General features: G+C 63.5%; 11 protein-coding genes. 1 reads left to right on the plus strand and 10 read right to left on the minus strand.

What is annotated here, in order from left to right; translation table 11 throughout:
* Window positions 1–312: PTS sugar transporter subunit IIA (locus tag KGM94_RS21020; protein ID WP_300263706.1), on the plus strand; the 312-nt coding region annotated here is incomplete at its 5' end.
* Window position 313: 1 nt separating this feature from the next.
* On the opposite strand, the gene KGM94_RS21025 is transcribed toward KGM94_RS21020, so the two are convergent.
* The 10 genes from KGM94_RS21025 to KGM94_RS21070 all read right to left on the minus strand — a co-directional run bounded on the left by KGM94_RS21025 (window position 314) and on the right by KGM94_RS21070 (window position 8,380).
* Entirely contained in the window at window positions 314–811 is a 498-nt protein-coding gene (locus KGM94_RS21025) for a type II toxin-antitoxin system VapC family toxin (protein ID WP_300263708.1), read from the minus strand.
* Window positions 808–1,104 carry a type II toxin-antitoxin system Phd/YefM family antitoxin gene (locus KGM94_RS21030; protein ID WP_300263710.1) on the minus strand — a complete coding sequence of 99 codons (297 nt, stop codon included), beginning with the start codon at window positions 1,102–1,104 and terminating at the stop codon, window positions 808–810. Before KGM94_RS21030 ends, KGM94_RS21025 begins: the two co-directional genes overlap by 4 nt.
* Before the next feature lie 129 nt (window positions 1,105–1,233).
* Window positions 1,234–1,500 carry a DUF1150 domain-containing protein gene (locus KGM94_RS21035; protein ID WP_300263712.1) on the minus strand — a complete coding sequence of 89 codons (267 nt, stop codon included), beginning with the start codon at window positions 1,498–1,500 and terminating at the stop codon, window positions 1,234–1,236.
* 50 nt (window positions 1,501–1,550) lie between these two features.
* Window positions 1,551–1,976: an Hsp20 family protein gene (locus KGM94_RS21040; RefSeq protein WP_300263714.1), complete on the minus strand. Its 426-nt coding sequence runs from the start codon at window positions 1,974–1,976 to the stop codon at window positions 1,551–1,553.
* 134 nt (window positions 1,977–2,110) lie between these two features.
* Complete coding sequence (locus KGM94_RS21045) at window positions 2,111–3,202, minus strand: sn-glycerol-3-phosphate import ATP-binding protein UgpC (RefSeq protein ID WP_300263716.1); 1,092 nt, start codon at window positions 3,200–3,202, stop codon at window positions 2,111–2,113.
* A 108-nt stretch (window positions 3,203–3,310) separates the two neighbouring features.
* A complete protein-coding gene (gene ugpE / locus KGM94_RS21050) occupies window positions 3,311–4,159 on the minus strand; it encodes a sn-glycerol-3-phosphate ABC transporter permease UgpE (protein ID WP_300263718.1) in 849 nt (282 codons plus the stop codon).
* Window positions 4,159–5,040 carry a sn-glycerol-3-phosphate ABC transporter permease UgpA gene (ugpA, locus tag KGM94_RS21055; protein WP_300263720.1) on the minus strand — a complete coding sequence of 294 codons (882 nt, stop codon included), beginning with the start codon at window positions 5,038–5,040 and terminating at the stop codon, window positions 4,159–4,161. The genes ugpE and ugpA overlap by 1 nt, the downstream gene beginning before the upstream one ends.
* 51 nt (window positions 5,041–5,091) lie before the next feature.
* Entirely contained in the window at window positions 5,092–6,411 is a 1,320-nt protein-coding gene (ugpB, locus tag KGM94_RS21060) for a sn-glycerol-3-phosphate ABC transporter substrate-binding protein UgpB (RefSeq protein WP_300263722.1), read from the minus strand.
* A 223-nt stretch (window positions 6,412–6,634) separates the two neighbouring features.
* Window positions 6,635–7,840 carry a CaiB/BaiF CoA-transferase family protein gene (locus KGM94_RS21065; RefSeq protein WP_300263724.1) on the minus strand — a complete coding sequence of 402 codons (1,206 nt, stop codon included), beginning with the start codon at window positions 7,838–7,840 and terminating at the stop codon, window positions 6,635–6,637.
* A 303-nt stretch (window positions 7,841–8,143) separates the two neighbouring features.
* A complete protein-coding gene (locus tag KGM94_RS21070; RefSeq protein WP_300263726.1) occupies window positions 8,144–8,380 on the minus strand; it encodes a GIY-YIG nuclease family protein in 237 nt (78 codons plus the stop codon).
* Window positions 8,381–8,467 lie beyond the last annotated feature (87 nt).

Here is an 8,467-nt window from a genome sequence, read left to right on the forward strand (position 1 = left end):
GAAAAGCTCGGCACCACCGCGGTCGGCTATGGCGTCGCCATCCCGCACGGCAAGCTGCCCAAGCTGGAAAAGATCTTTGGCCTGTTCGCGCGGCTCGACCGTCCGATCGATTTCGAGTCCATGGACGGCCAGCCCGTCGATCTCGTCTTCCTGCTGCTGGCGCCGGAAGGCGCCGGCGCCGATCATCTCAAGGCGTTGGCGCGCATCGCCCGCCTGTTGCGCGACCAGGACATCGCCAAGAAGCTGCGCGCCTCGCGCGACGCCCAGGCGATCTATTCGGTGCTGGCGCTGCCGCCCGCGACCGCGGCGTAAGCTAGAAAAGGCCTGCTATTCGCTCCAGCGTCACGGGAGGCTTCATCGATGTCTTCCGCCCGTGATGATGGAACATACCCGTCCACGGATCGAATACGGGCACGCGAGCTTCGACAAACTCGTCGACATCACGTGTAACCACAGCCAAGTCCTGCACGGCGGCAATGGCTGCAATGAACAAGTCGGGCTGACCGAAGGTATGGCGGCGCTTTTGGCCTTCGACAGCCATTGTTTTCCAGCGGACAAGCACTTCCTCGGTGATGGCGAGAACGCGCCCGGCGAACAGCGGCCGCAAGGTCCTCTCGAGCCAAGCGCGAAGGTCGGCGCGTCGTGCGATGTCGCTCAACTGCTCAATGCCGTAGATGATCTCGGCGAAGGTGACGTCCGAGACGTGAAGCGTGCGGCCGTCTTGGGCTGCAACGAAGTTGACGACTTCCAGATTGGCTCTGGGTTTGCGAAGCTCCGAAACGACGTTGGTATCGAGCAGCCATCCTCTCACAATTCGACATCCCGGACCTTGGACTTGATGGTGAGACGCTCGAACTCAACGTCACCCAACGGGCCGGTGGAAAGTGCCCTTACGATATCGCGGCCGCTCACCGGCCGTTGAAGACGATCAAATTCCTCGGCTCCGACGACGACGGCCGCATCCTTGCCGTGCAGCGTGACCCGCTGCGGCCCCGCAAGCTGTGCCGCCCTGACAACTTCGCTCAAGCGGGCTTTGGCGTCCTGGAGACTCCATCTCCCCGATCGAGAGTGCTTCTTGGAAGAGCGGTGCTTTGCCGTCGACATGGGCTCCTCTGATAGCTAGTCAGAACAACCAGAATTTATGACATCCAATTTTCGCCGTCAAAACAAAACGGGCACGCCTTCGTCTGAAGGCATGCCCGCTTGAAATCCCTCTGTCGCGCGCGATGCGCGTCAGTGCACGCTGACGGCCTGCAGTTCGTTGCTCCAGGCATTGGCGATCGCGGCTTCGCGGCTGTCGGTCAGCATGATCGGCGTGCCGTCGGCGGCATGCAGCGCGAACAGCTTCAGACCGGGCGCGATCTTCGGCGCCTGCGGAAACAAATCCGGTACGTCCTCGGAGCGGATCTGCTTCACATAGGCGATGTGACCTTCGCCAAGGGTCGCCAGGGTTTCAGCCGACACGTTCTTGGCCTCACATTCGAACGCAACGTCACTCATGGTCTCGACTCCTCCAACATACCAAGCGGTCGAGTCCGCTACTCGTTCCATTATTCGTGCTCATTGATAGCGATTGTCTTAACGATCCTTTCCGGTTCCGGCCGGGCCAGATCGATCGACAACAACCCGTTCTTCAAATCCGCACCCAGCACGTGCATCCCCTCCGCCAGCACGAAGGTGCGCTGGAAGTGGCGCGCGGCGATCCCGCGATGGATGTATTGCCGGGTCTTGTCGTCCTGCTGCCGCCCGCGGATCACGAGCTGGTTTTCCTCAATGGTTACATCGAGTTGGTCGCGGGTGAAGCCGGCGACCGCCAGCGTGATGCGCAGCCGCTCGGGCTGGCCGTCCGACCGTTCGCACCGCTCGATATTGTAGGGCGGGTAACCGTCGGCGCCTTTGACGACGCGATCGAGCACGCGCTCAATCTCGTCGAAGCCCAGCAGGAACGGACTGGATAACGTGGGAACACGAGACATAGTTTACAAAGTCCTCTCGAAGCGACTTTGACGTTTCAGGGCCCGCAAGCGGCACCCCTTGGTCTGCAATATGGGCATATTGCGATGCCGGTTCAAGCACCTGGCGGAGGGCCGCCCCGGAACGACGGGGCGTCTCAGGCCTCGATCCGCGTCCTTCCGTCCGCGCTGAACAGGTGCAGCTTTGCGCGCGTCGCGGCGACGCGAATCTTTTGGCCGATCGCGGGTGCGTCGGCGCCGGGAATGCGGACGATGATCTCGCCGGGTGGCAGCTCGCCGGGGGTGGCGGCGACACGCTGCTCTTCCTGCTGCCGCGCGCCATAGACGAAAGTCTCGGCGCCGACGCGCTCGATCGCCTCGACGGTCAGCGAAAGCGCGATGCCGCCGGAAGGCGCCTGGTCGGTGATGACGAAATCCTCCGGGCGGATGCCGAGGATGCCGGCCTCGGCGGAGCCGCCGCCCGTGCCGAGTTGCGATCTAATCTCCTGGGGGCGCGTCGACATCAGGTTCATCGGCGGTGCGCCGATGAAGGAGGCGACGAAGGTCGTGGCAGGCTTCTCGTAGATGTCCAGGGGATTGCCGACCTGCTCGACCTGGCCGCCGTTCATCACCACCAGCACGTCGGCGAGCGTCATCGCCTCGAGCTGGTCGTGGGTGACGTAGATCGAGGTCGTGTTCAGCCGGCGCTGCAATTTGCGGATCTCGACCCGCATCGCGATGCGCAGTTTGGCGTCGAGATTGGACAGCGGCTCGTCGAACAAAAACACTTTTGGCTGGCGCACGATGGCCCGGCCCATGGCGACACGCTGCCGCTGGCCGCCGGAGAGCTGGCGCGGCTTGCGCTCGAGCATCGCACCGAGCTCGAGGATGCGCGCGGCTTCCTCGACGCGGCTCTTGATCTCGGCCTCGGCCATGCCGCGGTTGCGCAGGCCGTAGGCCATGTTGTTGTAGACGCTCATATGCGGATAGAGCGCGTAGTTCTGGAACACCATTGCGATGTCGCGATCGGCCGGCTCGACGCCGTTGACGACGCGGCCGCCGATGTCGATCTCGCCGCCGGTCACCGTCTCGAGCCCGGCCACCATGCGCAGCAGCGTCGACTTGCCGCAGCCGGAGGGGCCGACCAGCACGCAGAACTGGCCGTCGCCGACGTCGACATTGACGCCCTTGATGGCCTCGAAGCCGCCCGGATAGGTCTTGCGTACGTCGCGCAGGGTGACGTTAGCCATTGGTTTCACCGGCGAATGGCGAATGGCGAATGGCGAATAAGATCGGGGTGCGAGCCAGGCGCCACGCCTCGCCCGCCATTCGCCACTCGCTATTCACCATTCGCCCCCTCACTTTTCCGTCTCGACCAGTCCGCGTACGAACAGCTTCTGCATGACCACGACGACGAACACCGGCGGCAGCATCGCGAGCACCGCGGTCGCCATCACCACGGGCCATTCGGTGAGCGCGTCGGTGGTGGTGATCATCTTGCGGATGCCGATCTGGATGGTCTGCATGTCGTCGCGCGTCGTGATCAGCAGCGGCCAGAGGTACTGGTTCCAGCCGAGGATGAACAGGATCACGAACAGCGCTGCCATGTTGGTGCGCGACAGCGGCAACAGCGTATCCCAGAAGAAGCGGAACGGCCCCGCGCCGTCGATGCGCGAGGCTTCCAACAGTTCGTCCGGGACGGTCATGAAGAACTGCCGGAACAGGAGCGTCGCGGTGGCGGATGCGATCAGCGGCAGCGCCAGCCCCGCATAGCTGTCGAGCATGTGCAGGTCGGCGACGATCTTGTAGGTCGGGTAGATGCGCACCTCGACCGGCAGCATCAGGGTGATGAAGATCAGCCAGAAGATCGGCATCCGGAACGGAAAGCGGAAATAGACGATCGCGTAGGCCGAGATGATCGAGATCGCGATCTTGCCGACCGCGATCAGCATCGCCATGACCAGCGAGTTGAACATCATCGTGCCGACCGGTTCACGGGTCGAGCCGGACGTGCCGACGAAGATCGTCTGATAATAGACCTTCAGGAATTCGCCGCCGGGCAACAGCGACATCTGCCCGTTGGCGATGACGCCGGTCTCCTGGGTCGAGGCGACGATCGCGAGATAGACCGGGAAGGCGACGATCGCGATTCCGATCCAGAGGATGAAATGGGCGACGTAGCGCCTGATGCCCTCTTGCTCGACCATCAGTAGGTCACCTTGCGTTCGACGAAGCGGAACTGGATCGCCGTCAGCATGATGACGATGACCATCAGGATCACCGATTGCGCCGCCGAGCCGCCGAGATTGCCGCCGAGCAGGCCGTCGGTATAGACCTTGTAGACCAGCGTTTCCGTCGACTTGCCCGGGCCGCCGCGGGTCATCGTGTCGATGATGCCGAAAGTGTCGAAGAAGGCGTAGACGATGTTGACGACGAGCAGGAAGAAGATCGTCGGCGACAAGAGCGGGAAGATCACGGTCCAGAACCGCCGCATCGGGCGCGCGCCGTCGATCGCGGCGGCCTCGATCACGCTCTTCGGGATGCCCTGCAGGCCGGCGAGGAAGAACAGGAAGTTGTAGGAGATCTGCTTCCAGGCCGCGGCCACGATGATCAGCAGCGCGGCCTGGTCGCCGTCGAGCAGCGGATTCCAGTCGACGCCGAGCGCACGCAAATAGCGCGACAGCACCCCGAGCGAGGGATGCAGCATGAAGATCCAGAGCACGCCGACGACCGGCGGGGCTACCGCATAGGGCCAGATCAGAAGCGTGCGGTAGAGCGTGCCGCCGCGCAGCGGCTTGTCGGCCATCACCGCCAGCAGCAGGGCGAACGACAGCGACGACACCGCGATCGCGAAGGAGAAGCCGAAGGTGCGCAGGATGGTGGCGAAATAATCCGGCTGGCTGAGCAGGTCCCGGTAGTTCTCGAACCAGACGAAGGTGGTCGAGAGCCCGAAGGCATCCTGCTGCAGGAAGGACTGGAACACGGCCTGCGCCGCCGGCCAGTAGAAGAAAATCAGAACGATCGCGAGCTGCGGCGCAACCAGCGCGTAGGGCAATAGCTTCGACTGGAAGATGGCGTTCTTTTGCATGACTTCAGAGGGGCGGCAGGCCGCGGGCTCGCGGCCTGCCGGCTCATCGTCTCATTTCACGGCGGTCTTTTCAAACTGCCGCAGCATCTGGTTGCCGCGCTCTACCGCTGCGTCCAGCGCCTGCTTGGCGGTCTTCTTGCCGGCCAGCGCCTGCTCGATCTCCTCCGACCAGACGTCGCGCAGCTGCACCATGTTGCCGAGCCGCAGGCCGCGGGAGTTCTCGGTCGGCTCCTTGTTGGTGAGTTCCAGCAACGGGGTCTCGAGATAGGGCTGGTCCTTGTAGAAGCCCTCGGCCTTGGCCTTCTCGTAGGCCGCCTTGGTGATCGGCAGGTAACCCGACGATTTGTGGATGTAGACCTGGCGGTCGGTGTCGGAGAGGAAGGTCAGGAACTTTGCGATGCCCTTGTATTCCTCGGGAGTCTTGCCGCCCATCACCCAGAGCGAGGCGCCGCCGATGATCGAGTTCTGCGGAGCGCCCTTGACGTCGGGGTAGTAGGGCATCGGCACGGCCGTGAAGTTGAACTTGGCCTGCGCCTTGACGTTGCCGAAGAACGCGGACGAGGTCAGGTAGATCGGGCATTCGCCGGAGGTGAAGCGGCCCTCGCCGGTGTTGGTGCGGCCGGCATAGTCGTAGGTCTTGTCCTTCTGCAACTCGACCAGGTTCTCGAGGTGCTTGACCTGCAGCGGTCCGTTGAATTCCAGCACCGTGTCGAAACCGTCGAGGCCGTTGGCCTTGGTCGAGAGCGGCACGTTGTGCCAGGCCGAGAGCTGCTCGAGATTGACCCAGGTGACCCAGGAATTGGAGAAGCCGCACGTGGTATAGCCGGCTGCTTTCAGCTTCTTGGCGTCCTCGAAGACTTCCGGCCAGGTCTTGGGCGGCGCGGCGATGTTGGCCTTCTTGAGCGCGTCGAGATTGATCCACATGACGGTGGAGGAGGAGTTGAACGGGAAGGACAGCATCTCGCCCTTCGACGTCGAATAGTAACCGGTGATCGCGGGCAGATAGGCCTTGGGATCGAACTTCTCGCCGGCCTCCGCCATCAGCTTGTAGACCGGTTTGACCGCGCCGGTCGCGGCCATCATGGTCGCGGTGCCGACCTCGAACACCTGCATGATGTGCGGCGCGTTGCCGGCGCGGAACGCGGCGATGCCGGCGTTCATCGTGTCGGCGTAGTTGCCCTTGTAGGTCGGAACCACCTTGTAGTCGCCTTGCGACGCGTTGAAATCGTTCGCGAGCTTGACGATCACGTCGTTGTTCGCGCCGGTCATCGCATGCCACCACTGGATTTCAGTCACCGCCTGCGCCGGCGATGCCGCAAAGCCGATCGTGGCCGCAACAGCGGCAGCCGCATAAAGTCGTCGAAGAGCCATCAAGAAAACCTCCCCTTGGGCCGTCATCACGTGCGCTTGCGCTAGCAGCGCCATATGACGTTCACATGACTGTGTAAGCGGGCGAAACGAAAGCGGCAAGCGCTACCGAAGGGAAGCCGGAAATTAGGCGAAGGCGCGCAAGGGCAATCGAAGCCGTTCGCGCCGCACTATAGTGCCCGCGCCGCAGTGCGGCATCCGCCGAGAAAAGCGGCGCGCAGGCGCCTCAGCGCTTGCGCTCGGGCCCGCAGACGACGCCTGTCTTGACCATCGCCTCGATCTCGGCTTTCGAATAGCCGAACTCGGAAAGCACCTCGGCAGAGTGCTGGCTGAATTTCGGCGGCACCCGGCGCAGGCTCGGCTTGGAGCGCGCGAGCCGGATCGGCGATGCCACGCCCTTGTACCAGTCCTTCTCGATAATATCGCCGCGGTAGATCGTGTGCGGGTTGTTCAACGCCTGGTCGATCTTCTGCACCGGGCCCGCCGGCAGGCCGGCCGCGAGCAGCCGGTCGCACAAGGGCTCGGCCTCGTGCTGGCTGAAGACGGCGGCGAGCTCGGCGCGCAGCGCCTCGCGATTGGCGATGCGGTCCTTGTTGCGGGCAAAGCGCGGATCGGTGCCGAGCTCCGGCTTGCCGATCTCCCTGCACAATTTGCGGAAGGTGCCGTCATTGCCGACGCCGATGAAGATGTTATCGGTCTTGGTCGGGAAGATCGCATAGGGCACGAGGTTGGGATGCTCGTTGCCGGTCAGCCCGGGCGGTTTGCCATGCATGAAAAAGTTCGCGGTGTGCGGATGCATGATGGCAAGCCCGGTCTCGTAGAGCGTGGTCTCCAGGAACTGGCCCTTGCCGGAGCGCTGCCGTTCCGACAGCGCCATCAGGATGCCGATCGCCGCATAGAGCCCGGTGCCGATGTCGACCAGCGGGACGCCGATCCGCATCGGTCCGCTCTCGACCGAGCCGGTGGCCGCGATCATGCCGGTCATCGCCTGGATGATGGCGTCATAGCCGGGATTGCCGCCGCGCGGGCCGTCGGCGCCGAAGCCGCAGATCCGGCAATGCACGAGGCGCGGGAATTTTTGCTGCAGCACGTCGCTGCCGATGCCCCATTTCTCCAGCGTCCCGGGCTTGAAGTTCTCGATCAGGACGTCGGCCGTCTCCAGCATCTTGAGCAGGACGGCGCGGCCGCCGTCGGAGGCGAGGTCGAGTCCGATCGAACGCTTGTTGCGGTTGATGCCGACGAAATAGGCCGCGTCCTCGTCGTGGAAGGGCGGGCCCCAATCGCGCACCTCGTCGCCCGCCGGCGGCTCGACCTTGATGACGTCGGCGCCGTGGTCGGCGAGGATCTGTGTGCAATAGGGTCCGCCGAGCACGCGCGTGAGATCGATGACGCGCAGTCCGGTCATCGCGCCTGATGCGGCTTCGGAACTCATGACGGCAACCTTCGCTTCGAGGAGGATCGGTATTCGATCACAGGCCTAGCGAGGTTCGAAGGTGCCGGCAATGGCTTCACGGGCAGGGCCGCATGCGCGGCCGCCTCGCCGCCTCGGACGAGCGGCAGGCGAACGTCGATATTGCTGCGGGCGAGGGGGTGCCGCGCTGAAGGACAGGGCGCGCGCCGTGCCGCAGTGGATTCTCGCCGCGTCAGCGTGCTCGGTGTCGGAGCTGGTCGCGATCAGGCACGAGATCGTTGCGCTGCGGGGACCGGGGAGTGGGGGGCGCGCTGGGTCAAAGCATCAGAAGTGCTTCCTTGCGAAGGCGCGTCCCGAACCTGATTTCAGGTACCGTTCAAAGGCGAACGCACGAGCTGCGTCATCGAATGCAAAATACGTTCGTATCCGCCAAGGCCCATATTTTGATGTATGCGGCACCTCTCCGGCATTGTGCTTTGCCAATCGAGCTCGCAGATCATCTGTGATGCCCACATAGAAGTGCTCAGAATCGAGACTCTGAAGAATGTAAACGTACTTCATGGCCTATCCTCCCTTGGCGGAAGGATACCGGCGGAGTTGACGGAAACATATCCGGATTGCCGAGGCCCGCCGCCGCCCTTCGGGCTA

The organism is Bradyrhizobium sp., from assembly GCF_028868675.1.
GTDB lineage: Bacteria > Pseudomonadota > Alphaproteobacteria > Rhizobiales > Xanthobacteraceae > Bradyrhizobium.

Bases quoted from the DNA above. Each gene is read 5' to 3' on its own strand.
- KGM94_RS21045 (WP_300263716.1), bottom strand. From the start codon at position 3,202: ATGGCTAACGTCACCCTGCGCGACGTACGCAAGACCTATCCGGGCGGC.
- KGM94_RS21040 (WP_300263714.1), bottom strand. From the start codon at position 1,976: ATGTCTCGTGTTCCCACGTTATCCAGTCCGTTCCTGCTGGGCTTCGAC.
- KGM94_RS21070 (WP_300263726.1), bottom strand. From the start codon at position 8,380: ATGAAGTACGTTTACATTCTTCAGAGTCTCGATTCTGAGCACTTCTAT.
- KGM94_RS21030 (WP_300263710.1), bottom strand. From the start codon at position 1,104: ATGTCGACGGCAAAGCACCGCTCTTCCAAGAAGCACTCTCGATCGGGG.
- ugpE (WP_300263718.1), bottom strand. From the start codon at position 4,159: ATGGTCGAGCAAGAGGGCATCAGGCGCTACGTCGCCCATTTCATCCTC.
- ugpA (WP_300263720.1), bottom strand. From the start codon at position 5,040: ATGCAAAAGAACGCCATCTTCCAGTCGAAGCTATTGCCCTACGCGCTG.
- KGM94_RS21035 (WP_300263712.1), bottom strand. From the start codon at position 1,500: ATGAGTGACGTTGCGTTCGAATGTGAGGCCAAGAACGTGTCGGCTGAA.
- ugpB (WP_300263722.1), bottom strand. From the start codon at position 6,411: ATGGCTCTTCGACGACTTTATGCGGCTGCCGCTGTTGCGGCCACGATC.
- KGM94_RS21065 (WP_300263724.1), bottom strand. From the start codon at position 7,840: ATGAGTTCCGAAGCCGCATCAGGCGCGATGACCGGACTGCGCGTCATC.